Source organism: Mucilaginibacter sp. P5_A4 (genome assembly GCF_056400605.1).
In genome coordinates this window covers 1-661 of record NZ_JBFUKX010000173.1, presented here as the reverse complement: position 1 = coordinate 661, position 661 = coordinate 1, and the positions used below count along the sequence as shown (strand labels likewise).

Genomic DNA, 661 nt, shown 5'->3' with positions numbered 1-661 from the left:
CATTAATACAAAACACCTACGAACGCTTTCTGAAAGTGTGTCCCAAAGAAAACATTTACATAGTAACCAATGAAAGTTATGCCAAATTGGTAAAAGCCCAGCTTCCGGATCTGGAAGATCAGCAGATACTAACCGAGCCTGTAATGCGTAATACCGCACCTTGCGTGGCTTACGGTTGTTTCAAGATAGAAAGCATGAACCCYGATGCAGCTATWGTAGTAGCCCCCTCKGATCAGCAGATMCTGGATGAGGATGCCTTTGTARGCGCCATTGAAAAATCGCTGCAAACCGCTACGGCACATAATTGCCTGGTAACGTTGGGCATCAARCCATCAAGACCGGAYACYGGTTATGGTTATATTCAGTACACCCAAAATACYATTAATGAAGATTTTCATAAAGTAAAAACCTTTACCGAAAARCCCACGCTGGAGATAGCCAAAACCTTCATYCAGAGCGGCGACTTTTTATGGAATGCGGGCATCTTTGTATGGTCGGCGAAAGCGATAGTAAAAGCGTTTGATACCTATTTGCCCGAGATGCACGAGATATTTACAGATGCCAAACCGTACTACAATACGGATAAAGAAAAATCGTATATTCATAAAGCTTACCAGCATTGCATTAATATCTCGATAGATTATGGGGTGATGGAGAAAGC

At 42.5% G+C, this 661-nt stretch carries 1 protein-coding gene; it reads left to right on the top strand.

What is annotated here, in order from left to right; all coding sequences use genetic code 11:
- Window positions 1–661 (top strand): mannose-1-phosphate guanylyltransferase (locus AC1DQW_RS27870; RefSeq protein ID WP_477457053.1); only part of this gene is annotated, 661 nt, incomplete at both ends.